Source organism: Arthrobacter sp. efr-133-TYG-120 (assembly GCF_030209785.1).
Classification (GTDB): Bacteria; Actinomycetota; Actinomycetes; order Actinomycetales; family Micrococcaceae; genus Arthrobacter.
This window is the reverse complement of the sequence record NZ_JARVRI010000016.1, coordinates 60,666-82,536: the sequence shown is the minus strand read 5'-3', so window position 1 is coordinate 82,536 and position 21,871 is coordinate 60,666. Positions and strand designations below refer to the sequence as shown.

At 62.6% G+C, this 21,871-nt stretch carries 18 protein-coding genes; 5 read left to right on the top strand and 13 right to left on the bottom strand.

Annotated features, from left to right (window positions below; genetic code table 11):
- The first annotated feature begins 2 nt into the window (after positions 1–2).
- The 3 genes from QRN51_RS11340 (at position 3) to QRN51_RS11330 (ending at position 3,640) form a co-directional block, all read left to right on the top strand.
- Positions 3–815, top strand: a complete 813-nt coding sequence (locus QRN51_RS11340; protein ID WP_284753733.1) for a bifunctional allantoicase/(S)-ureidoglycine aminohydrolase — start codon at positions 3–5, stop codon at positions 813–815.
- 255 nt (positions 816–1,070) lie between these two features.
- Positions 1,071–2,225, top strand: coding sequence for a serine hydrolase domain-containing protein (locus QRN51_RS11335; RefSeq protein ID WP_284989947.1), 1,155 nt, complete (start codon positions 1,071–1,073; stop codon positions 2,223–2,225).
- A gap of 29 nt (positions 2,226–2,254) precedes the next feature.
- Entirely contained in the window at positions 2,255–3,640 is a 1,386-nt protein-coding gene (locus QRN51_RS11330; protein WP_284989946.1) for an AAA family ATPase, read from the top strand.
- Positions 3,641–3,701: 61 nt separating this feature from the next.
- Here the strand turns inward: QRN51_RS11330 and QRN51_RS11325 are convergent, their stop codons facing one another.
- Complete coding sequence (locus tag QRN51_RS11325; protein WP_059389455.1) at positions 3,702–3,947, bottom strand: hypothetical protein; 246 nt, start codon at positions 3,945–3,947, stop codon at positions 3,702–3,704.
- A 98-nt stretch (positions 3,948–4,045) separates the two neighbouring features.
- Positions 4,046–4,684: an SGNH/GDSL hydrolase family protein gene (locus QRN51_RS11320; RefSeq protein ID WP_284989945.1), complete on the bottom strand. Its 639-nt coding sequence runs from the start codon at positions 4,682–4,684 to the stop codon at positions 4,046–4,048.
- Positions 4,685–5,123: 439 nt separating this feature from the next.
- Between QRN51_RS11320 and QRN51_RS11315 the strand changes: the two genes are divergently transcribed.
- A complete protein-coding gene (locus tag QRN51_RS11315; protein WP_284989944.1) occupies positions 5,124–7,733 on the top strand; it encodes a bifunctional lysylphosphatidylglycerol flippase/synthetase MprF in 2,610 nt (869 codons plus the stop codon).
- Here the strand turns inward: QRN51_RS11315 and QRN51_RS11310 are convergent.
- The 4 genes from QRN51_RS11310 to QRN51_RS11295 all read right to left on the bottom strand — a co-directional run bounded on the left by QRN51_RS11310 (position 7,713) and on the right by QRN51_RS11295 (position 11,545).
- Entirely contained in the window at positions 7,713–9,545 is a 1,833-nt protein-coding gene (locus tag QRN51_RS11310) for a glycoside hydrolase family 15 protein (RefSeq protein WP_284989966.1), read from the bottom strand. The two genes, QRN51_RS11315 and QRN51_RS11310, sit on opposite strands and share 21 nt — an antisense overlap.
- 41 nt (positions 9,546–9,586) lie before the next feature.
- Positions 9,587–10,171 (bottom strand): adenylate kinase, encoded by a 585-nt coding sequence (locus QRN51_RS11305; protein ID WP_284989943.1) that lies wholly within the window; start codon positions 10,169–10,171, stop codon positions 9,587–9,589.
- A gap of 95 nt (positions 10,172–10,266) precedes the next feature.
- On the bottom strand, positions 10,267–11,199 hold the full coding sequence (locus QRN51_RS11300) for a threonine/serine dehydratase (RefSeq protein ID WP_284989942.1): 933 nt from the start codon (positions 11,197–11,199) through the stop codon (positions 10,267–10,269).
- Between the two features lie 73 nt (positions 11,200–11,272).
- Complete coding sequence (locus QRN51_RS11295) at positions 11,273–11,545, bottom strand: hypothetical protein (protein ID WP_253257435.1); 273 nt, start codon at positions 11,543–11,545, stop codon at positions 11,273–11,275.
- A gap of 205 nt (positions 11,546–11,750) precedes the next feature.
- Between QRN51_RS11295 and QRN51_RS11290 the strand changes: the two genes are divergently transcribed.
- Positions 11,751–13,925 (top strand): transglycosylase domain-containing protein, encoded by a 2,175-nt coding sequence (locus tag QRN51_RS11290; protein WP_284989941.1) that lies wholly within the window; start codon positions 11,751–11,753, stop codon positions 13,923–13,925.
- A gap of 64 nt (positions 13,926–13,989) precedes the next feature.
- Here QRN51_RS11290 and QRN51_RS11285 read toward each other — a convergent pair whose 3' ends face one another.
- The 7 genes from QRN51_RS11285 to QRN51_RS11255 all read right to left on the bottom strand — a co-directional run bounded on the left by QRN51_RS11285 (position 13,990) and on the right by QRN51_RS11255 (position 21,794).
- Complete coding sequence (locus QRN51_RS11285) at positions 13,990–16,503, bottom strand: LuxR C-terminal-related transcriptional regulator (protein ID WP_284989940.1); 2,514 nt, start codon at positions 16,501–16,503, stop codon at positions 13,990–13,992.
- A 761-nt stretch (positions 16,504–17,264) separates the two neighbouring features.
- Entirely contained in the window at positions 17,265–18,008 is a 744-nt protein-coding gene (locus QRN51_RS11280) for a signal peptidase I (protein WP_284989939.1), read from the bottom strand.
- A complete protein-coding gene (locus tag QRN51_RS11275; protein WP_284989938.1) occupies positions 18,005–18,664 on the bottom strand; it encodes a hypothetical protein in 660 nt (219 codons plus the stop codon). The genes QRN51_RS11280 and QRN51_RS11275 overlap by 4 nt, the downstream gene beginning before the upstream one ends.
- 11 nt (positions 18,665–18,675) lie before the next feature.
- Entirely contained in the window at positions 18,676–19,968 is a 1,293-nt protein-coding gene (locus QRN51_RS11270; protein WP_284989937.1) for an RCC1 domain-containing protein, read from the bottom strand.
- Positions 19,961–20,584 (bottom strand): hypothetical protein, encoded by a 624-nt coding sequence (locus QRN51_RS11265; protein ID WP_284989936.1) that lies wholly within the window; start codon positions 20,582–20,584, stop codon positions 19,961–19,963. Before QRN51_RS11265 ends, QRN51_RS11270 begins: the two co-directional genes overlap by 8 nt.
- Positions 20,581–21,180 (bottom strand): hypothetical protein, encoded by a 600-nt coding sequence (locus QRN51_RS11260; protein WP_148667644.1) that lies wholly within the window; start codon positions 21,178–21,180, stop codon positions 20,581–20,583. Before QRN51_RS11260 ends, QRN51_RS11265 begins: the two co-directional genes overlap by 4 nt.
- Complete coding sequence (locus QRN51_RS11255) at positions 21,177–21,794, bottom strand: hypothetical protein (RefSeq protein WP_284989935.1); 618 nt, start codon at positions 21,792–21,794, stop codon at positions 21,177–21,179. The genes QRN51_RS11260 and QRN51_RS11255 overlap by 4 nt, the downstream gene beginning before the upstream one ends.
- Between the last annotated feature and the right edge of the window lie 77 nt (positions 21,795–21,871).

Here is a 21,871-nt window from a genome sequence, read left to right as displayed (position 1 = left end):
TGATGGGCAAGTACTACTATCCCCAGGGCGGCCTGCCGCCGCAGACCCACCTCACCACCGAACGCGCAATCGTCACGGAGGCCTACACGGTCATCCCCAAGGGCGTGCTGACCGACATCGTAACCAGCAACCTGCCGGGCTTCTCGAACACGCGTTCCTGGATCATTGCCCGCCCGATCTCCGGATTCGCCACCACGTTTTCCCAGCTGATCGTTGAGATCGGCCCGGGTGGCGGCGCTCCCAAGGCAGAGTTCGAGGCCGGCGTCGAAGGCGTCGTCTTCGTCACCAAGGGCAAGGTCAACCTGACCCTCGACGGCGAACTGCACCAGCTCGAGGAGGGCGGCTACGCCTACCTCGCTGCCGGTTCCAACTGGGGCCTTGAGAACGTCTCGGACGACATCGTCTCCTTCCACTGGATCCGCAAGGCCTACGAGCGCCTTGAGGGCTATGAAGCCAAGTCCTTCGTCACGAGCGACGACGAAGTTGAGGCCGGGGAAATGCCGGACGTCAACGGCGTCTGGGCAACCACACGCTTCGCGGACCCCAACGACCTGGCCCACGACATGCACGTGAACATCGTGACGTTCCAGCCCGGCGGGGTCATCCCGTTCCCGGAAACCCACGTCATGGAACACGGCCTGTACGTCCTGGAGGGCAAGGGCATGTACCTGCTCAACAATGACTGGGTCGAAGTGGAGGCGGGAGACTTCATGTGGCTGCGCGCCTTCTGCCCGCAGGCCTGCTACGCCGGCGGCCCGGGTCCGTTCCGCTACCTGCTGTACAAGGACGTCAACCGTCAGGTCAAGCTGACCTAAGGCACTCCTTTCCCAACTGACTCGCAGTTAATGTCGTTATGAGCGCTCATAACGACACCTACTGCGAGTCAGTTGGGTTTGGGGCCGCGCCCGCGTTTTCGGCGTTGACCCCCTCGCTTCCGAAGAGGACGATCGAAACTACGGGGGCAAGGGCGCCTGGCCCGTTGCCCCGCAGCGTAGCTTCAGGAGGCAGCCATGGAGGCGGCGCGGGCCTCTCAGACTTCCCGCGTATCCCGGACTTCGCGGCGAGCGCGGATGGCCGTCGTCCTGGCTCTGATCCTGGCGTCCGGTTCGTGCACCTACCCTCTGACGGCTGAACCCCCGGCGAGTACCTCGTCGTCCGATTCCCAAGGGGCAGTACCCGAATCCCCCGTTGCGGATTTCTTCGCGCATGAAATGCTCAACCGGGGCGCGCCGGCCGTCGTCGTCCAGATCAAAGTCCGGGGCCGGGAATGGTCCCAGGCCTACGGCAGCCAAGACGTCGAGACCGGCGAACCGGTGGCCGTGACCGACCGGATCCAGGCTGGCGGCATCACCCAGTCCATGGTGGCGGTCTCGGTGCTCAAGCTGGTCCAGGAAGGAAAGCTGGGCCTCGAGGACCCTGTCACTCAGTACTTCCCGGAATTCGGGCAGCTCGTCCATCCGCCGGGCCCCGTCACAGTCCGCTCCCTGTTGAACCACAGCTCCGGCCTGCCCGACGCGCCTGTTGCCATCCTGAGGGCCATGCCGACCAAGCGGGCCATCGACACGAGGTTCAGCATCGAGGACTACCTCCGCATGGCCGGGACCGTGCCGTGGACGCACGCGAACTTCCAGCTGTTCCGCTTCTCGGATGCGAACTACTTCGCCCTGGCCGCGATAGTGCAGAAGCTCCGCGGCCGGCCGATCGGCGATGTCCTGAAGTCAGATATCTTCGTGCCGCTGGGAATGAGCCACACCTCGCTGGCATCCGAACCTGACCGGGATGCGCGCGACATGATTCAGAGCTATGAATTCATCGACGGCGAGCGCGTCAACGCCTCGCAGCCGGAGTATCTCGTCGGTTCCCCCGCAGAGGGCGTCATCTCCACGGTGGGCGATATCAACACGTTCTACGCAGCGCTCATGCAGGGCAGGCTACTCACGGCGAGCACCCTCCACGACATGCAAACCCTATGGCAGGAGAACCACGGACTCGGGCTGCAGCGGTGGAATGACGAATGCACGAACGGCTTCTACTACGGCTACGGCGGGAGCACCTGGTTTGCGAGCATCGCGTTGTCCACGAGCGACGGGAGCCGCCAGATAGCCATGAGCTTCGCCTATCCATCCGACACGGACAAACACATTGAATCGACGGATGGCAGCGGCCAAGCGGAGTTCGAGCAGCTCCGGCAGGTGGCCATCGCCACCATGAACGGGCTGTGCTGAGTCACGACGCATCCTGCTAGGGTCTGTGCATGGATGAAAAATTGGGGAAATTCATCGAGGACTTCGGAACACTGACAAGGCTCTCCCAGCTTGGCTTTGACCATGGCGACGACGGCGAACAACTTCTACAGGCACTGACCGGGCACCTCGCGGTTCCCGCCCATGAACTGTCCGTCGTGACGGAGGAGATCCCGCAGCACCGTCTGGTGGATGTGGACATCGTGATGGAAGGGATGGCCGGCCGCGACCCCGAGCGGCGGCTGGTAGGAATCGGCGGCGGCGATCAGCGCCACCACATGTCCTTCAGCGACATGTTGCAGCAATCCCGCAGCTACCCGAGGTTTCCCCTCAGCCAGCCGGACTACAGCAACCTGGCCACCGGTCCGGACCAACAGCGCCAGGCCGTTGCGCTGGGGCTCTGGCTCTTCAGCTACGCCGGATCTCCCATAGCGGTCCTCCAACGTGGTGCCAAGATCGAGCGTGGCCGGCAGACTGCGTCGCTCGAAGTCCTGGCCACCCACCCTGCCGTCGCGTCGAGGTTCCTGGCCGAGGTACGGCGCGAAATGGAGCACAAGAGCGTTTTCAGAGGCCAAGTCATCTCGCTCTCCGCCAGCGACTACGGGCCGGGCATCAGCGGAGTGACCTTCATCCGGCGGCCGCAGCTCGCCAGCAGTGACGTGGTCCTTCCGGACGGGCTCCTCAGCAAGGTGGAGAGCCACACCCTTGGCATCGCACGGCAAGCGGACATCCTTGCGGCACACGGTCAGCATCTCAAACGCGGCCTCCTACTCTATGGAGCGCCCGGGACGGGCAAGACGCACACGGTCCGGTACCTGCTGAGCCAAAGCGAAGGTACGACGGCGGTGCTCCTCTCGGGCGGCTCACTCGCCAGAATTTCCGAGGCGGCCAAGATCGCGCGGGCCTTGGCGCCGTCCATCGTGGTGTTGGAGGATTGCGATCTGATCGCCGAGGACCGCAGCTTCGGCCACGGGCCCAAACCGTTGCTCTTCGAGGTACTCGACGCCATGGACGGGCTGGACAACGACGCCGACGTCGCGTTCGTTCTGACCACCAACCGGGTGGAACTTTTGGAACGGGCCCTCGCCCAGCGGCCAGGACGCGTGGACCTGGCAGTGGAAATCCCGCTTCCGTCCAAGCACGAGCGGGTGGAACTTCTGCGGCTGTATTCCAACGGAATCGCGTTCTCCGCCTCGGCGATCGAAGCCGCGGCAGGCCGGACCGCCGGCACCACGGCGTCGTTCGCGAAGGAGCTGATCCGACGCTCGGTGGTCGCCGCCGCGCTGGCAGACGAGACTCCCGGAGACCCGCACCTGGGCACCGCGGTGGGACAGCTCATGGCCGACGGCGAGGCCCTGACTCGTAGCCTGCTCGGAAGCAACGGGAGCGCGGAGTAACCACGTTGTCGATCGTGAGCACTGTCCTTGGCGCCAGGGTCAATCCGGCGACAGGAATCACTCAGGCCGGAGACTTCTCCTGTTCGGGTTCCTGGTCGGCGGGCGTCCACGTGAGCTTGACCGTGGCTCCGTCGTTGTTCTCGTCGATCCTCAAGCGCAGTTCCTCGCCATAGAGGAACTCGTGTTCAAAATGCCGTCCGTCAATGCGCGCCGCATCCAGGAGCTTTGTCATCGCCGTTGCCATCGCCCGGCCCCAGTCATGCGGATTCTTGCTGGACGCGTCTTCAAGGGCTGAATAGCTGACCATAGATCAATTGTTCTCCGGCTCGCGACGTTCTGCCAGACCTCGGTCCGGTCCGGACACCAGCCGAAGCAGTTTCCGGCTTCCTCCGGTGGCCGCAACTCTTATGATGCACTCCTCGGGCCCGGCTGCAGGCTAAGTCCCGCTGCGGCCATGTCCGCCGCGAGTACACCGGTAAGTTTGGCGTGCCCGGCAGCGTTCAGGTGGACGCCGTCCACCAAGTCCCCGGCAACCTGGTATTTGCTGATCCAGTCCCCGACGCTAAAGAACGGAGCACCGGCCTTGGCCGCAATATTGCCCAGCAACGCGTCAACCTCGGTGCGGCGCCCCCCGCCCGCGTTGGCACCCCTGGCAAGGGTTCCGATCATCACGAGCTTCGCCTGCGGGTACCTCTTTTTGAGGGCGGCGAGGAGCCTGTTGGCGTTGGCCGTGATCTGCTCGTCGCTGGCGTTGTGGGAGGCATCGTTGCCTCCACCTTCGACAACGATCAGCGGCGGCGTCCCGTAGGGCAGGACCCAGTCTCCGCGCTGCAGCGCGTCGATATAGTTTCCGCTGCTGCTCGTCGCGGCGACGTATCCTGTACCGCCCCTGGCCACGGAGTACACCTTGTAACCAAGCGAGCCCAAAGCCCCCCGCGGCCATGAGCCCAAGGGCTCAGACTGGGAGTCCCCGATGAGGACGGCGGTGTGCCGGACGTCCGAGAGGATGATTTCGTTCCGGTTGTTGCTGGGGTTCTTGTACAAGGACCCCACGGGAAGCTTTGACGGATCTTGTCCGGACTCAGGTTTCTTGGGACTCTGGCCCGCTGCGGCTGGACTACCCGAGGGTGCAAGGGGTGCCGCTGTCTGCCTGCCGCTGGATGAGTCGCCCGGTTCAGCAGGCGCCTGCGAACAGCCTGCCAAAAGTACTCCGGCTGCGATCACGGCTGCGGCGGAGCGGAATATGCGAGATTTGTGCATCGGCCTGTCCCGGGCTTGCTTTCTGTTCGTTTTAGCGCTGTAAAAGCAACTTTCCATTGCTCATAGACCGGTGGCGGAACGAGCCGACAGCCTGCCTACGTCGGAGTCTATTGGATCGGGACGGGGAAGGTCACGGCGAGGTGGGAATTATCCTCGCCGGATGGCCGGTGTGGAAGAATTTCATTTCGCACCCCCATCATTCCGACGCACAGATAGGAACCACGTGCACGCACCGGCGCCCGAGCCGGAAACCCGCTCCGTCCCCGATGTCCGTTCGCGGCGATCATGGACGGAAAGACTGCGCTCAGCGCAGCTCACGTTGGGATTTGTCATCGTTTTCTGGGGATTGGGAGCGCTGACCTCCAGCCTCGCCACGGGGCCGGACGCTCAATTGCGGCTCAATTTCGCACTGACGCCTCGCTCCGTACCTGATCACTGGTGGGCCGCGGCGACGTCCGCCTTCTGGGCCAGGGACCTGACGGGCTATGTGCTGGAAACTGCTTTGGTGCTGCTGCTAGGCCTCCCGCTGGAACGCCGGATGGGACAGCGGGCGTACGCAATCGCTGCGGTCTCCAGCCAGATTCTGGGCGTTGGCATTGCCCTGGGATTCCTTGCCTTGGCCCAAGGCTTGCTCGGTAACTGGACAGCCGAGATAGGCAGCCACCTCTTCGTGGGTCCGAGTGCGTTCATCATCGGTACCGCCATGGCGGGTACTGCGTCCATGGCAACCCTGTGGAGGCGCCGGATCCGGCTTGTCGTCTTCGCCTTGTTGCTCCTCCTGGCCCTCTACAGCGGAGGGTTTGCGGACTTGGTCAGGCTCGGCGCCGCAACCGCGGGCACGGTTCTCGGGCCCCTGCTCATGGGCCGCCGGCCGCGGTTTGCACGCCCGGTCAGTTCCCGGCACGAAGGCCGGGTGCTCCTTTCGCTTCTCCTTGCCGCATCGGCGATCGGTCCGGTAGTCGCCGGCCTCATCCCGCATGCGGTGGGGCCGTTGTCCATCCTGCGTTTCCTGTTCACCAACATCCAGCCAGTCGATCCCCAAGCACTCCAGAATCTCTGCTCCGATCCGGCGCAAGCGAAGGACTGTGCGGTCGCGCAGTTGCAATTACGTGCCGGGGCCGGTGGGATCTTCATGGCCATCCTTCCGTCTTTCCTCTTGCTGCTGCTTGCGGAGGGCCTGCGCCGCGGACGGCGCTTTGCCTGGGTGGGGACCCTTTTGCTCCAGGTGGGGCTTTCCGTTCTCGCCGGAATCGCACTCGCCGGAGTCTTGCAGCAGACTACTTCAGACACCGGCGCCAGCGAGGGGATTGTCGCAATCGAAGGATCGGCTTCCTCGCAGCCGTTCACTTTTGCCCTGCCGCTGCTCCTGCCCCTTGCGCTGACCATCATTCTGCTCGCGACCCGGCGCTTGTTTCATGTCCAGGCCCCTAAAGGGACCTACCGGCGCCTCACGGTCCGTGTACTTGCGATGGCTGCCGTGCTCAGTGCCGTCTATGTCGGCGCCGGCCTCTTGCTCGCCCAGGACTTCTCCCCCGTTCCGGGACTACCGGAACTACTGGCGGATGTCCCGGACCGCTTCCTTCCGCTGGGCTTCGTCCTGGATGTTCCCCCGGCGATCTTCCCCCAAGGCACGGCCGCCGTTCTCGTGTACGAGGGCGTCGGCGTCGTCTTTTGGGCGGTCGCCGGTGTCCTGATCTTCAGGACCTTCCTCCACCAGGCCCACACCCGGCACGACGCCAGTACGGAGCGTGCCCGGAAAGTCATCAAGACGTGGGAGGGAAGCTCGCTGTCCTGGATGACCACGTGGCCGGGAAACATGTACTGGTTCTCCCCTTCCGGGCAGTCCTTTGTTGCCTACCGCGTGAGCACGGGGGTCGCCCTCACGCTCGGCGGCCCGGTGGGACCCACATCCGAGAAAACCGCCGTCTTCGAAGAGTTTGCCCGTTATTGCAGGGGCAATGGGTGGACGCCGTGTTTCTACTCGGTGCCCCAAGAGTTGCGCGACCATGCGGATTCCGCCGGATGGAGCTCTGCGCAGGTAGCCCAGGAAACGGTCCTGCCATTGCATTCGGTCTCCTTCAAGGGAAAGAAGTTCCAGGACATCCGTACGGCGTTGAACAACGCATCGAAGGCGGGCATCCGCTACGAATGGACGAGCTACGCCTCGGCTCCCTTCTCGGTCCAGGTCCAGATCGAGGAAATCTCCGAAGAATGGGTGGCAGACAGGAACATGCCCGAAATGGGTTTTACCTTGGGCAGCCTCGACGAACTCGACGATCCGGAGGTGCGCTGCCTCCTTGCAATCGACAAACGCCACACGGTCCACGCAGTCACCTCTTGGCTGCCTGTATACCGCAACGGTCACATCGTCGGCTGGACCCTCGATTTCATGCGTCGCCGTAGCGGCGGCTTCCGGGCCAGCATCGAATTCCTCATCGCGTCCGCGGCCCTCAGCCTCAAGGATGAAGGATGCGAATTCGTGAGCCTCTCCGGTGCGCCCCTGGCTCGGGCCGAAGAGGACCCTTCCGAGATGCCTCGCCCGAAGCCGCGATCCCGCCCTCCCGGCAACCTCGACCGCCTGCTCGACTGGTTGGGGGCGACTTTGGAACCGGTCTACGGATTCCGGTCCCTCTTGGCATTCAAAGCAAAATTCCGGCCGCGATACGAGCCGCTCTACATGCTCTACCCCGACGCCGCTTCCCTGCCTGCCGTTGGGACCGCAGTGGCACGGGCCTACCTGCCAACGCTCAATCTCGGAGCGGGCCTGGCCTTGGCAGGCCGGATCTTCCGATGGCCCAAGCGCTCCGGAACGTCAGGGCGAAACCGCTCCTGAGGCCGACGACGGTTCTGGTGCCTCTGCAGGAGAGCCCGACGCCGGGACCCCGCCGATCGGGACATTGCTGTGGTGCGCTTTGCCGTGGTGAAGTTGCAAGGCGCTGAGCACCAAACCGAAATGGCTGAAGGCCTGGGGAGTATTGCCAAGTTGCCGGCCCGCGTGTGCGTCCCATTCTTCGCTCAACAGGCCCACGTCATTGCGCAGGGCCAGGAGCCTCTCGAAGAGGGCTGTCGCCTCTGCCCGGCGCCCGGCGCCCAAGAGTGCGTCCACCATCCAGAAGGAACACGCAAGGAAGACGCCCTCCCCGCCCGGCAGTCCGTCGTTACTGTCTTGCGGGCGGTAGCGCAGCACAAAGCCGTCTTCGGTCAGCTCACGCTGGATGGCGTCAATGGTGCCGATCACGCGCGGATCGTCGTGCGGCAGGAAGCCCACCTTGGGGATGAGGAGAAGGCTCGCGTCCAGCTCCTTGCTCCCGTAGGACTGGACGAACGTGTTGCGCTCCGCGTCGAATCCGTGGGTCATGACTTCGTCGTGGATGGTGTCCCGCAAAGCCTCCCAGCGATCCAGCGGACCGGGCATCCCGGATTCACGGATTCCGCGGACCATGCGGTCCGCCGCAACCCAGGCCATCACCTTTGAATGCACGAAGTGGCGCCGCGGGCCGCGTACTTCCCAGAGCCCGTTGTCCGGCTTGTCCCACGTGCTCTCAAGGTGGCGCATGAGGGCGGTCTGGATGGCCCAGGACTCATCGCCGACGGTCATCAGCGATGCCCGGGTCAGGGACAGACAGTCCAGGACTTCTCCCCAGACGTCCAGCTGGAGCTGCTCCGCTGCCGCATTCCCGATGCGCACCGGTTTCGAACCCTGGTATCCGGAAAGCCACGTCAGCTCCGTCTCGGGCAAGCGCCGGCGACCGTGCAGGCTGTACATGATCTGGAGGTCGGCCGGGTCGCCTGCCACTGCGCGGAGTAGCCAATCCCGCCACGCGCTGGCCTCCTCGGTGTAGCCCGCGGCCAGGAAGGCTTGAAGCGTTAGCGTGGCATCACGCAGCCAGCAATAACGGTAGTCCCAGTTCCGCGGTCCGCCGATCTGTTCGGGGAGCGAAGTAGTGGCGGCGGCAACGATGCCCCCGGTTGGCGCATAGGTGAGGGCCTTCAGCGTGATCAAGGAACGCTGGACGGCTTTCCGGTAAGGCCCCCGGACGTTGCAACGCCTGGACCAATCCGTCCAGAATGCCGAGGTGTCGTCGAGGGCGATATCCGCCTCGACGGTGCGGGGCCGCCGTTCGTGGCTGGGCGCCCACGTCAGGACGAAGGGCACGTGGTCACCCGCGTTCACGGTGAACTCGCTGACAGTGGTGAAGTCCTTGCCTACCAACGGCGCAGGGGTCTTGAGGTAGACGGAGTCCGGACCGGCAACCGCGCGGAGGCCGTGCCTGTCGCGGCGGACCCAGGGCACCACGTGCCCATAGTCGAACCTCAGGATCAGTTCCCCGCGCATCTTGACCGTCCCGCGGATCCCTTCCACCACGCGCACGATGTCCGCGACGGCGTCGCGCGGCGGCATGAAGTCGATGACCCGGACGTGCCCTTCTTTGGTTTCCCACTCTGTTTCCAGGATGAGGGTCCCGTCCCGGTACTGGCGGCGCGTGCAAATTCCCCCGGCTTCAGGTGCCAAGAGCCAACGCCCCGCTTGGGGGGAATCCAGGAGCGCGGCGAAGCACGCCGGCGAATCGAAGCGCGGGAGGCACAGCCAGTCTATGGAGCCCGCCGTGCTGACCAGGGCTGCGGTGTGCAGGTCCCCGATCATCGCATAGTCTTCGATTCTTTGGCCGGTAGGCGGTTGACCGTTCACTGTCCCTTTCCTAGTGCTGATTCAATGGCGGCTATGGCCTTGGCCGTGATCTCTTCCCGCCGGCCGGAGCCATCGACGGCGAGGACTATCCCACGCTCGGAGTACCGCTCGACCACCGCCTGTGTCTCGTTGCGGTAGAGCTCCAGGCGACGCCGGATCACCGGTGCTGTGTCATCGCTTCGGCCCTGCTCCTGTGCCCTGCGGAGCATCCGCGCGACGAGCTCGTCGTCGTCGACCGCCAGTTCGACGACGGCATCCAGCTGCTGCCGGTTGCCGGCCAGAATGCCGTCCAAAGCCTCGATCTGCGCCGTGGTGCGGGGATATCCGTCAAGGAGAAATCCTGCCAGGACGTCGGTGTTGCCAAGCCTCTGGCGGATCATGGCGTTGGTGACGTGATCCGGCACGAATTCGCCGCTGTCCATGTACTTGCTGGCCTCGGCTCCGAGTTCCGTCTTGCCGCCGACGTGCGCGCGGAAGATGTCTCCCGTGGAAATGGCAGGTATGCCGAAATGACCGGCGATGTGCTCAGCCTGGGTACCTTTGCCCGAGCCAGGAGGGCCCATGATGATCAATCGCGTCATGATGCTGTCCGTTCGTGAAGCGGTTTGCGTGCCCGGCATTGTGGCTCGAGCTTAGCAACTGTGGAGCGCCCGCGGCAGGGCCAAGGCAGCCTGCTTCAGACCGTCGCGGGGTCGGTGTTGGCACCGCACAGGATCACGGCCACCCGTTCCCCTGCTGCCGGAACATACGCCCCGGAGTTCACGGCCGCGAAAGCGGCGGCTGCGCCATGTTCCACGACAATCCGGTACTGCTCCCAGAGCAGTGAGCGCGCCGCGGCGATGTCGTCGTCGGACACCAGGACCGTCCGGACGCCTGTGCGGACGGCCACCTCGAAACCGATCCTGCCGATCTGTCGGGCACCCAGGGAATCCGCGGCGATCCCGGAGACGGCCACATCAACAGGCTCCCCTGCAGCGAGGGCCGAATAGAGGGTGGGAGCGTTGTCCGGCTCGACTCCGACAACCCTGGCGTGACCTTCGACGGCGGCCGCGATTCCTGCCATGAGCCCGCCGCCTCCAACGGCCACTACAACGGTGTCCACCTCTCCCAGCTGTTCCAGCAGCTCCGAGCCGACAGTGCCGGCGCCGGCGGCGATTTCGGCTTGGTCGTAGGCATGGCAGTAGACGGCGCCGGTTTCCGCGGCGTAGTCGAGGGCGGCCTCAAACGCTTCGGCGTATTCGCTGCCGCGCTGGACCACCGAGGCTCCGCTGGCCTTGAGCTTCTTGACCTTCACGGCAGGTGCGGTTTCGGGGACAAAAACGGTTGCGGGCACTCCGAGTTGCGCCGCGGCGTAGGCATTCGCAAGCCCTGCGTTGCCTCCCGAGGCGACGACGATTCCAACATTGTCCTTCAGCTCGCCGCGCTCCCGGGCGGCAAGCACGCGGTTGAAGGCACCCCTCGCCTTGAACGTCCCGGTGTGCTGCATGAACTCGCATTTGAACCACAATTGCCCTGGCACCGTCCCGGCATCCGCCTCGAAAACGGGCGTGCGGCGGACCCTCCCCGCAATCCGGGCGGCAGCTTCATCGACGTCGACGCGTGTGATCATGGTAGGTCCTCGTTCCGTGCAGTCAGATCCTGGGCAGGCGCTAGCCTCAGGCTATCGCTTACCGGGCCTACGCTTAGAGGGACTCGACGTCGGCCGTTCCGAGCTGTTGCCGGCGGGCCTGGCGGTTCCGCAGCCAACGGCGGGCAAGGTCCACTGCGGCCCAGATTCCGGCGAGGGGAGACAGCACGACCACGCCGTAGATGAAGATCATCCACGTCAGGATGGCCAAGGGCTGCTGCGCTCCGCTCAACCAGGAGAGGCCGCCGAGCAAGCCGATTGTCCAGAACAAAACCACTCCCACGAGCACTGCTCCCGCCGGAAAATACTCGCTCCTCACAACAGCCATCAGCGTCTCCACCGGCTGCCACCTGCCTTCCATCACCGCGCCCGAATAACTTCAGTATGCATCCGGAAAAACGCCGGACACGGCCAGCGCGCGGGCGAAGTGACGAACATAACCAAGGGGGGCGTGTCGCCACGGATTCGGGAGCCTATGTGACGGGTGGAATGGCGGCGTAATCTGAAAAGACGCACGGTTGATAGCTGGAAAAATGGCTCGGAAAAACAACCCGAAAAATGGTTTGGCCAGGGTCCTGCGAAGGATCTTCGGATTCTTCCTGGTGAGTGCTGTTTGTGGCGTCTTGGCCGCCGGGCTAGTAGTCCCCGGCGTGGCGTCGGCCGGGATGGCTGTCAGTGGTTCGATCCAGTACTTCGACAACCTCCCGGGTGATCTGGTGGTCAATTCGCCGTCGCAGTCCACCAAAGTGCTCAGCGCAGACGGAAAGACGATCGCCACCTTTTATGCGGAGAACCGTGTCCGGGTCAGCCTGGACCAGATGTCGCCGTACATCAAGGAAGCGATTGTAGCCGTCGAGGACAACCGCTTCTACGAGCACGGCGGCATCGATCCCCAGGGGATCCTCAGGGCATTGGCCTCGAATTTCACCAAGGGTACCAACGAGGGTGCGTCGACCCTGACCCAGCAGTACGTGACCAACGTACTCAACGAGTCCCGTTGGGCGGCAGGCCAGACCGGGCAAGTGGTGCTGAGCGGCCAGAAAACCCTGGGTGACAAGGTGCGGGAGATGAAACTCGCCGTCGAACTCGAGAAGAAGTTCACGAAGGACCAGATCCTGGAGGGCTACCTCAATATCGTGTTCTTCAACCGGGACGCGTACGGCATCGAAGCCGCGGCGGAGCATTTCTTCAGCGTTTCCGCGAAGGACCTGAGCCTTCCGCAGGCGGCCCTGCTCGCTGGCCTGGTCAACAGCCCCAGCTACTACGACCCGTCCGTCCATCCGGACAACTCCATCAAACGGCGCAACCTGGTGCTGGCCGATATGCTCGCCCAGCACAAGATCCAGCAGGCAGCCTACGCGGCCGCGGTGGCCACTCCCCTCAAGCTCAACATCACGCCGGGGAAGCAGGGCTGCGCGGCTGCGGACATGGCAGTGTACTTCTGCGACTATATCTCCCACCTGATCCTCAACGACCCTGCATACGGTGCCACCGTGGCTGACCGGGAAGAGCTCCTGTATCGCGGCGGCCTGACGATCAGCACCACCTTGGACAGCCGCTTGCAGGCGGTGGCCCAGCAGCAGGTCGATGCCACGGCAGGAGCGAACCCGGACAAATGGGGCGCCTCCCTGGTCTCGGTGCAGCCCGGCACGGGCAAGATCCTGGCCATGGCACAGAACACGGTGTTCCTGGCCGAGCCCGGCAAATTCGATACCCAACTCAACTTCAACGTTGATTCCGTCGACGCCAACGGCAATGACCTCAACGGAGCCGGGGGCTTCCAGCCAGGTTCCGCAATGAAGCCATTCACTTTCACGGAGTGGCTCAATGAGGGCAAGTCCTTGACCACGGTGGTGGACGCGTCGCGGAGGGTCTATCCGCTCGGATTCCCTTGGAGGGACAGCTGCGGGAAGGTACTCGGCGGCTACAGCACGGCCCAGAAAATCGCGGGCCTTGGCACGGCTGACGATCTCCGCAACAACGACGAGGGCTACTACCGCCCGATGCCCGTCAACTACGGGCTCTACAACTCCATCAACACCGCAACTTTTGCCGAGGCGAGCCAACTGGACTTCTGCGGCATCCAGAAAGTGGTGGATGCGGTGGGTCTCCACAGCGGCGTGGACACTGCACCCGTGAACATGCACCAATTGGGCAATCTCCTCGGCGGCACCGAAGTGTCCCCACTCGTGATGGCCGATGCCTTTGCCACTTTCGCCAATGACGGCACGTACTGCGGGCCGATCGCGATTGTGGGCATCACGGATCCATCCGGCGGGAAGCTGCCGGCCCAAGCCAGTTCCTGCCGCCCGGCCATCAAGCCCGACGTTGCCCGGGGCGTCAACTCGGTTCTCCAAGACGTCCTGAAACGGGGATCCGGTATCTACATTCAACCGAAAGTCCAGGCCTTGTTCCCTACCGCGGCAAAAACGGGAACGAACAACAGCAATGGCTCTACTTGGGTGGTCGGATACACCACCGGGCTCGCGACGGCGTCCTTCTTCGGCGACACGATGGCAGGACAGAGCCGGGCCGGACAGAACGTCACCATCAACGGCAAGTTCTACACCGCCATCGACGGCTACATGCTGGCAGGGCCGCAATGGGCCAACTACATGACGCAGGTCGCCGGGCTGTATCCGGCAACAGCCTTCCCGGTGCCACCTGCGTCCATGGTCGGGACGCCCACGCCGAGTCCTTCACCCTGAGTTTCAGAATTCCTGTCCAGTAGCACGGACCGTCACTTCGGAGACGTCGACGCCGGGTGGCTGGTCACTCACGAATCGAGCCTTGCACGTAGCGGTACAAGGCTTGACGGGTGGTCATGCCTGTCTTCTTCAGCGCCCTCGAGATGTGGTTCTCGACCGTGCGCAGGCTAATCGCGAGCCGGGCAGAAATCTCGATGTTTGTTTGACTGCCGGCAAGTATTGCGACTTCGGTCTCCCGGACTGACAAGGTCGGCGACAGTTCATGACCAATATTGAGGCTGAGGTGTTCGCCTGCCATCGGAAACCTGCCGTCGAAAAGCCGTTCTGCCTGCTGCATAGCAGCAGCCGCCGTCCTGACCCGTTCCAAAAGACGACGCTTGGATGCGCCTTTGAGCAGCAACCGGACAGCGTGCAGATCAGCATCCGGCCGGTATTTGTCCAAGAGGACCTTGAGCAGCCCGTGGTCATCGTCTACCACTGCTTCGGCTATGGCCAAAAACTGGTTGTGAGATGTGACCTTCGAGTTCCGAAAGACGTGTTCCGCCCTCTCAAGGACCTCACGGCTCGGAAGCAGGCACATGATGAAAACCGAAGTGTAGGCGGCTTCCGTGAGGAAGCCGCGATCCAATTGGGCGTCGATGAGGGTAATGGCACTCGCGTCAAACGACTGCGGATCGTCGTACCGCTGGGCAAAGAGGTCAAAAACGCCCTTGCCAGTCCCCGGAAGAGGGCCGATATCGGCTACATGCGTCCTGGCTTGGGCACCCACCGAGGCGGGCTCTTTCTCTTCGTCCATCAAAGCCCGGAGTCCCACAAGTCGAAGCATGGCGTCATGCAGGGCACTCGCGAGGAATCCTGGGCGGCCGAGCGCGAACACGCTGCTCATCATCAGATCGGCATGCTGGCCGAACCCCGATTGTGTAAGCGCCAGCGCGGCCACGTAGCTGTTCGCGACGAAGCCGAACCGGTCAAGGCCGCGGCGGGCCTCGATGCGTCTGTTCAGGGAGAACACCAAAGCCTCGTCTAAGCGCCCCGCGACAAGCAGGGCCAGTCCCCGGACGAATGGCTCGATGCCCGACGCCAAACCGAAATCATCAGTTGACTCCAGTGCCTTGAGTGCTGCCAGTCCATCGAAGCGGTAGACCTCCAATATGGCCCGCACCACGGTCAGGACCCCACTCTGCGGATACGCGTTTCCGTAGCTGTCCAGGATCTCGCCCAGGTTTGCCGGCATTCGGTCATACGAGGCGGCGAGGAACAGGCCGAAACCCTCGGCCTCGGCCTCCTGCTGGGGACTGAGTGCAGCAAGTTCGGAGAGCATACCTTGAGCTGCTGCTACGTCATCACCGCGAGTGATTGCCCAGAGCGCCCGCGTCATAGTGAAGAAAAGGGAGTCCTCCGCTTTGCCGTTGACCATGACGGTGTGGGCAAAGACGTGTTCGATCCGCTCCGGGTCTATGGGTCCGCCCCAGTAGAACTTGAGGAACGCGGCCGAGTTGGCCATGCTTGGGTCCGCCTCCCACTGTTCGTAATGGGCTTCCTCCCGCACGCGCAGCTGTTCTTGGAAGTGACGGGCAGCCAGCGTGCCCCCCGCTCCTGATTCTTCCCTCAGCTGCCCGACGGCGGCAGCAACGGAGGGCGTCATGAATCGCCCATTCCCGGGGGCGGGCGCGAGCGCCTCGGCAACGTTTTCGATCCGTTTGACCAGTACCCGACGAGAGTACAAAACGTGATTATCACGAAAGTAATCAACCAGGAGGGGCGGATTTGAGGCCACGCAGAGCTCTCCGTCGATGTTTTCGGACACAGCGACCAGACCACGCCCTTCGAGCCTGTCGAGCATTGTTGTGGCAACGATCGAATGTAAGGAAGCCACCGACCGGGTGCCTAGCATCGACAATGCGTCCAGCGCGAGAAGCTCGTCGGGTTCGAGGCCTTGGAGGAGTGCTTCGGCCGTTCCGCGGAGATCCTCGTTCCAAAGGGTGTGGCCGGTCATTCGCCACTCTCCCTCGCAGAGCGTTAGCAGCTTGTTGAGGACGCCGCTTTGGGCGATCCTTACCACCAACCTGGGGTTGCCCGCGGACTTCATCAGGATGTGGGCGGTGACATCGACGTCCGCGGGGGCAGAAAGTGTTTCGGCGATAAGCTGATTGACTTGGTCGTAGCGGAGTGATGGGAGCCGGACTTGTGCTTCCGGCCATCGTTCCGGGACGAGCACGGAGGTCCTCGGATAAATGGGCGAATCGTCCATCGACATGATCAGCGGCCTCTGGGACCGTCTTTGCGCGATGTCCAGGACAGCGAGGGACTCATTATCAAGCAGGTCGATATCGTCGACCACAATGATCCTTGATCCGCGTTGCGAAAGTTGTTCGGCGAGAACGTCAGCCATGCCCAAAGGGCCCGTATGGCGCCCTCGCATATCCAGGCCAAGGGAAGCGATTCCGGCGAGCGGCGTCTGTTGGAGAAGGCGGGCTCCAAACAGGCTGTAAACCTCGGCGCCGGTCTTTTCCAGCTCCGTGATGATTTCGCGGATTGCAGTCGACCGCCCGCTTCCAGCGGGACCAACAATTCGCACGCTAACCCCACGTTTAGCAAAGCCTAGTGCCCGGCGTATTTCTTCCTGGAACACTGAAGACTCCTAACTCTCCGCCCACTACCATTTGAACCCGCGGCAAGTACTTCACCACGGATATCGAGACGAGTCCGGCCCGAACATTCAAACACGCTAAGGAGGCGCGGACTGAAGATTGCGGCGCTTCCATGCGGAATCAGGCAACCAGGACAAAATTATGACGATCACTCACAGATCACTGGAGGCTGTCTGCTCCGGGCCTTGCAGCCAACTACCGCGATGGGAACCGCGCATGTTGACCACGGCCTCGCATGTGTCCCAGGCCCATCCGCAATCCGTTGCGAATCGTATTTCCATGGCGCTGACGATCTCGCCGCCATGGAGAACATCGGATTGGCGGACGATATAGCCAAAGTCCAAGCTCACGCTTTCGCCAGATCCGAGATATGGAATGGTCATTCGCTCAGGGCCGGGCTGGGAATCGAACGCCAACTGTTCAACGTTGGCGTTGGTCAATGAACGCGAAATAAGCTCCACTGCTGCGACAGGCCCCTGTGAAGCGTTATGGATCAATGCAGTGAAGGATACGGTTTCGCCAGCCCGGGCAGAGTACTTGTCAGCGAAATGCAGCAAGGAAAGGGCTGGCAAACCAGAAGCCGTGGGGGACCTGTGGCGTCCGCTCCGTCCCGAAAGACGGGAGCGGACAAGCCAGTCATGAACATGACTCATTCGGGCCCCGGGGAGTAGCTGATCCTGCAATTTAATCAGCACTTCCGCCTGCGTGCTCTGGCAGCAGAACCTTGTGCCAATCGCGCCGGGTCCAGAATGAACAGGGCCAGCAACGCAAGCCCGGCCGCACCGGCGATGAAGATGCCGTATGAGGACTGCAGGACGGCTGCCAGATAACCAAGCCCAACGATGTGCCAGATGTATTTTCCGGCAGTAGTCACCTTGTAGGGCTCGGGGTCGTTCTGGGTGTTTGCATCCCCCTTGAGCGTGTACTCGTAGACGTCTGGTGTTGGTTGAACGGACTTGACTAGCCGGTGCGTAACCAAACCCAAGCCGCGTGGACGCTCCACCGTGACAATGCTGCCGTCCTCGATTTCGCCGGCAGGTACTTGTTGCGACAAGACGACCGACCCCACCGGTATTGTCGGTTCCATTGATCCCGAAACCACAACAAGGGGCCGAATTCCGAAGAGAAGCGAGACAGCGAACACAAGAATACAAGCGGCACCCAGGAGCGCACCGAGGGACAAGAGGATCGAGCGGAAAGCACCGTAAGCCCGGAACGCAGGATGCTGGCGCACTTGCTCCGACGTCTCCTCAGGGACCTCCTCCTGCCGGAATTCTCCCTTTGCCGGCTCACCCCCTGCCTCGCTCCGCAGTTCATCAATCCCGCCGTGCTCTTCCTCAAGGTCCGCCGGGCTGCCCATCCGGGCGCCTACCTGGTCCTCTTGGCTTCCCGTCAACCGGTGCGTTTCCGGATTTCCACCACGAGTGTTCACGGGGCAACTGAAACCGCGTCGAAGCGCACGGCGAGCGCCGTCTGTCCACCGTTGTACTTCTCTACGTCCGGGCCGTCTACATAGGTGATAGTGAGTTTCAATTTCTTCGCAGAACCGTCCGCGGCAGGAGTGTAAGCATCTCCCTGGTTCAATACCGCACCCCAGCGAGGTTCAAGGACACCCAGCGATCCCTTTGCTTGGTCCCACCTGACATTGGTGAACAGCACCTTGCCCGTTTCGTCCGCTGCGGTAAACGTCAGGAACGGAAGAATATTCGGTACCCCTGCAGCAACCGTCCCATCGCCGTTTCGAAGGATGATTTTGAAACTCGTATCCGCCTTGAAGACAGAAGTGTTGTTGAACACCGGGATCATGGTGACGACCGACCTGCCAGGTATCAGGTCAGCCGCTCCCGCGACGGCCCAATCAAATCCGGCTTCCGTATCGGCTTGTTCCACGGTTCCGTTGTCCCGCACAACGCCAATATCAAAGCGCGGAGTCTCGATGAGGGCCTCGCCGACGATGTTTAGATTAGCGAAGTCGTATGCCGCAGCGCTCGTGGCCGTAACGGTCGCCGCGACAAGTGCGCCTGCCGTGACTGCGAGCCGGAGTTTCCCGCTCCGTTGCCCCACCCCTTGCCGTACCGGTCGTTTCATAGTCAGCTTCCTCATTTCGTCACCATTCCGAGATCCCACGAGACCTTGCGGTTGGCGATTTGAGTTCCGATGGGGAGCCCAATCGCTCCTTGGGGGTTGTATCCCCTGCCCCAGAAGGAACCATCAGATTTTTGCCAGAGGTAGAACCCTTGGCCCGATCCGTACTGCACAACGCCAGTATCGATTCGGGTCGGGTTTTGCGGGAATTGACCGTAATCGTCGCTGGCGCCATAGCCCCAGAGCTCTCCGTCGCCGTTGAGCAATGCAACACCGGTGAACCCGAACTGCATGGATCTAATCTGGGACAGCGAGGGAACCACAGTGGGCACCGTCGGTGTGGTGGTTGGACCTCGCCCGGTACGGCTAGCGTCAGTTCCCCAGCTCAGTACCTGTCCGTTGGAGAGCAGGGCACCACCCATGTTGATGCCGCCGTCGACCGCAACAATATATGGAGCGCCAGGCGCCACGTTTCGCTTGAACCAAGGCGCAAGCGGACTTACGAGCCTGGGCGTCGCACCTGTGTCGAGTAGGCCCGAGGGCAGGCTGTTTCCGCCTATGCCTCCCCAATAGTAGACGTCGCCGCGCTCCAGAATGAGGAAGAAGTTGGTGTAGGCGCCTTTGAGGTAAATAGGCCGGTTACCAGCGACCGAGGGGTCCGGCAGTCCGGCAAGCTGGCTTGCACCGGGGGCAGCGTTTCCGCCGTAGCCAAGGGGATATCCCCAATGCCAGATGGTGCCATCACTTCGGATTCCGGCACCGGCATATTCAGTGGAGGAGATCGCGATGATTTTGTCCAGGATTGCCCCGGAACCATTCCACGCCGTGTTTATCCGGACTTGCTTCGCGTTGCCATTGGGCTTCGGCGCGTCTGTGCCGTCACGGAAGTTGTAAGAGCCCCATCCCCAGACCGTGCCGTCCTTGTCCAGTGCGTTGGCGTTGTATATCTGGCCGGTCGCTTGCCGAACAATTCCGTCGGGAATGCCGGCGACCTTCTGCGGCGGCTTCTGCCACCCGGAGGTGGGAATATCGCCGTTGATCTCGTAGAACGTAAGGCCCCACACGTAGACGTTTCCGTCGTTTCCGACTCCCATCCCTGTATCTACCATGCGGGAGTTCTTGGAGACGCCGACGGCAAACGGAGGCCCGGCATTCGCTGGGATAGCCTCCGAACGGGCGTGCGTCTTATCCTTGTACGCGGCACTTGTGGCTACGGGAATTTGAGCAGCACCGACAAACGTGGCGAGCCCAAACAGGCCCGTCGCCGCGAGGCATTGCCGACGAGAAATGTTTGAAGGCTTACTCATGAGCGGGCTTCTTTCGACGAACGAGGATGAGGCCAAAGCCGACGGCCAGCAGGAGCGCGGCCGCGACACCGACTGGAATCAAGTTCCTGAGGCCTGTATGCGCAAGATCGGATCCAGACGCGGGTTGTTGTGGCGTGACATTGGGTCGATCAATGCTTGTGACGAAGTGGAATTTCAGGTTCCCGCCAGCGCCTTGGTAGGAATTGTCAGCGTCGCGTGGAAGCGTCACAGTCCCCACCAAGTTGTATGAGGCGCCGGCTTGAAGTTCGGGCAGTCTGATCGTGCGCCCGAGCACTTCTCCAACACGGATCCGCTCGACGACCGCAGTGCCATCTGGAGTATTCATCGTCAGTTCCATCGGCGCGGCTCCGGAGAAGAGGACATCGGAACGTCCCGAAATCTCCAATGCAAGCGGCACCGGTGAGTCGACTAGATTCTTGACGGACATGTCCCATTTCTGAGATTCCCCAGGAGCCGGAGCGTCAATAACTAGCGACGTCGGTGCCGTATCGATGAGATCCGAGGCCACAGCCGAGGCGCCGGCAGACTGCACAAGTCCAAGGAAGACCGCGGCAATCACCGCGATCAGCGCGCGGATGCTACGGGGCGCGGTCATTTGCTTTCTCCGTTGGTCAGTACGCCAAGTTGGGTGGATTTTCCGCTCGCCTGTGCCCCACTGTTGGGCGCCAGGACCGCTGATACGCGGACAGCACGCTGTTCACCCGGAGCGACGTCCTGGAACGTGAGGCCAGCCTGGTTGACCTGCTGTGCGGTGGCGTTTGCGATCGCGGGCGTTGCTGCGCCGTCGAGGTAGACCGTGAAAAGCAGCGTGCCGAACAGATCACCGCTTTGTGGGTCTGGATCGTACAGGGAGACCGTCAAATTGCCGTTCACCCCTGGTTTCCGGTTCGTTACCGATACATCGAACTCAACAGGTTTGCTTTCAGAGAAGACCGTTCCCGCTGACAGCGGCAGGACAACGGCCGTCTCCGGCGTATCAGCATCGCGAAGCACTCCCGTGCTGTCCCGTACCGCAATGTCGAAGCGATTCGGATTGCCGAGGCCTGAACCAGCGATGCCCGTCCCCAGGTTCACGCGGGCGAAGTCCGTAAAGGCGGCCGCAGTGGTGCCGGCGCCGAGAACCAGCACGCCTGCCACGAGCCCAAGGGTCAGCCGCTTCCATCCGTCGCGCTTCACCGTCCTCCTGGTCATGGGTTCACCGCCTCAAAGTTGAACTGGATATCTGTTGCGGCCATCTGCCATCGGTTGTCCACCGTGTCGGGAAGCTCGACCCGAACATCGAGAAGCTTGTATTCGCCGGCACGCAATGGATCAGGCCAGGTGATTGCCGTCAAGTGCCCTGCAGGGACGTGGTCAAGGAGAACCTTGCCACCATCCGAAACTGTGAAAACCAGCTGGTCGAAGAGTTCCAGGTAAGTGCCGGTCTGCGGATTTTTCTCAGCGCCGCGTGGAAGCGGGTCGAGGATGCGCAGGCCAATGAGGCTGGACAGGCGAGGGCTGTTGTTCTTCGCCGCGATCCTCAAATCCAGGACACTGCCTGGGGCCATGGTGTACCCGCTGTTATCTCCGGTCAGGATGATGCGCAATCCTCGCGGGTTGGCTTGGTCCCAATCTGCGGGCGTCGGCAGCCATGAGGGATCAGCTTTCCCTGCGGCCACAATGTCAAAAGTATTGCGGGATCCGTCCAGCGCGACGTCAACGTCAGCGCTGTCCGTAAATGAGGCGGCGGTGATCAGCGTACCCGCCGCAACCAGGGATCCGGTTGCGAGTAACAGCCGCAACCGCCCGCGGCGTTGAGTCCTCATACTGTGTCCTTCATGGGTCCGAGCGCTCCGTTCATTGAGGCCCCGTAGGCCAAGTGCAGGTGGGGACCCGAAGGCCC

What these genes read in the sequence shown, in the direction of transcription:
- QRN51_RS11325 (WP_059389455.1), bottom strand. Translation starts at nt 3,947, where the DNA reads ATGGTCAGCTATTCAGCCCTTGAAGACGCGTCCAGCAAGAATCCGCAT.
- QRN51_RS11310 (WP_284989966.1), bottom strand. Translation starts at nt 9,545, where the DNA reads ATGATCGGGGACCTGCACACCGCAGCCCTGGTCAGCACGGCGGGCTCC.
- QRN51_RS11330 (WP_284989946.1), top strand. Translation starts at nt 2,255, where the DNA reads ATGGATGAAAAATTGGGGAAATTCATCGAGGACTTCGGAACACTGACA.
- QRN51_RS11300 (WP_284989942.1), bottom strand. Translation starts at nt 11,199, where the DNA reads ATGATCACACGCGTCGACGTCGATGAAGCTGCCGCCCGGATTGCGGGG.
- QRN51_RS11275 (WP_284989938.1), bottom strand. Translation starts at nt 18,664, where the DNA reads ATGAAACGACCGGTACGGCAAGGGGTGGGGCAACGGAGCGGGAAACTC.
- QRN51_RS11260 (WP_148667644.1), bottom strand. Translation starts at nt 21,180, where the DNA reads ATGACCAGGAGGACGGTGAAGCGCGACGGATGGAAGCGGCTGACCCTT.
- QRN51_RS11255 (WP_284989935.1), bottom strand. Translation starts at nt 21,794, where the DNA reads ATGAGGACTCAACGCCGCGGGCGGTTGCGGCTGTTACTCGCAACCGGA.
- QRN51_RS11305 (WP_284989943.1), bottom strand. Translation starts at nt 10,171, where the DNA reads ATGACGCGATTGATCATCATGGGCCCTCCTGGCTCGGGCAAAGGTACC.
- QRN51_RS11335 (WP_284989947.1), top strand. Translation starts at nt 1,071, where the DNA reads ATGGCCGTCGTCCTGGCTCTGATCCTGGCGTCCGGTTCGTGCACCTAC.
- QRN51_RS11340 (WP_284753733.1), top strand. Translation starts at nt 3, where the DNA reads ATGGGCAAGTACTACTATCCCCAGGGCGGCCTGCCGCCGCAGACCCAC.
- QRN51_RS11265 (WP_284989936.1), bottom strand. Translation starts at nt 20,584, where the DNA reads ATGACCGCGCCCCGTAGCATCCGCGCGCTGATCGCGGTGATTGCCGCG.
- QRN51_RS11290 (WP_284989941.1), top strand. Translation starts at nt 11,751, where the DNA reads ATGGCTCGGAAAAACAACCCGAAAAATGGTTTGGCCAGGGTCCTGCGA.
- QRN51_RS11270 (WP_284989937.1), bottom strand. Translation starts at nt 19,968, where the DNA reads ATGAGTAAGCCTTCAAACATTTCTCGTCGGCAATGCCTCGCGGCGACG.
- QRN51_RS11295 (WP_253257435.1), bottom strand. Translation starts at nt 11,545, where the DNA reads ATGGCTGTTGTGAGGAGCGAGTATTTTCCGGCGGGAGCAGTGCTCGTG.